The organism is Kitasatospora sp. NPDC059571 (assembly GCF_042735675.1).
GTDB lineage: Bacteria > Actinomycetota > Actinomycetes > Streptomycetales > Streptomycetaceae > Kitasatospora.
In genome coordinates this window covers 19551-20147 of record NZ_JBHWBW010000104.1, presented here as the reverse complement: position 1 = coordinate 20147, position 597 = coordinate 19551, and the positions used below count along the sequence as shown (strand labels likewise).

General features: G+C 68.2%; 1 protein-coding gene, 1 tRNA gene and 1 pseudogene. All 3 read left to right on the top strand.

Going from position 1 to position 597, the window contains the following annotated elements; genetic code table 11:
• Positions 1 to 96 (top strand): annotated as a pseudogene (locus tag ACFV0G_RS14890) (cyclase); the annotation flags it as partial.
• Positions 97 to 229: 133 nt separating this feature from the next.
• Entirely contained in the window at positions 230 to 358 is a 129-nt protein-coding gene (locus tag ACFV0G_RS14885; RefSeq protein ID WP_014137031.1) for a DLW-39 family protein, read from the top strand.
• A 126-nt stretch (positions 359 to 484) separates the two neighbouring features.
• A tRNA-Ala gene (locus tag ACFV0G_RS14880) sits at positions 485 to 557 on the top strand.
• Positions 558 to 597 lie beyond the last annotated feature (40 nt).

Below are 597 nucleotides of genomic sequence, written 5' to 3'. Positions count from 1 at the left end.
GTCGGCTTCTCGGGGGGCCGCTATATGGTCGCCTGTCATCCGGACGCCCCCACCGTCGACCATCTGATGCTCGCCACCCGCCTGATGGTCGTGGACGGCTGGATTGGACGCGGCGGCGGCCGCTCGGAAGCGGGTTACCGGTGTGTATCATCGGCCGCAGGGCGGTCATCCAGCCCGGCCGCTCGTTCGTGCTCGTACATCCGAACTGCAAGAAGGACGAGGTCCCGCGGTGAAGAAGCTCCTCCTGGTCGCCCTGGTCGCCCTCGGCGGCTTCTTTGTCTACCGTCAGGTCCAGGCGGACCGCGCCGAGCAGGACCTGTGGACCGAGGCCACCGACCCGGTCCCGGCCGGTCGCTGAGACCCCTGACGATCTCCGTCGGTTCCGCCCGGCACCCCCGGGCCGGGGCCGACCGGCGGCCCGCTCAGGATTTCCCTCCGGAGCGGGTACGCTAGTGCGCAGCGCACCGCGATCGTGCGCTGCTGCGGGGCTTTAGCTCAGTTGGTAGAGCGCTGTCTTTGCATGGCAGATGTCAGGAGTTCGAATCTCCTAAGCTCCACACACCGATCGGCAGCAGCCCGGGCGGACGGTAAACAGAC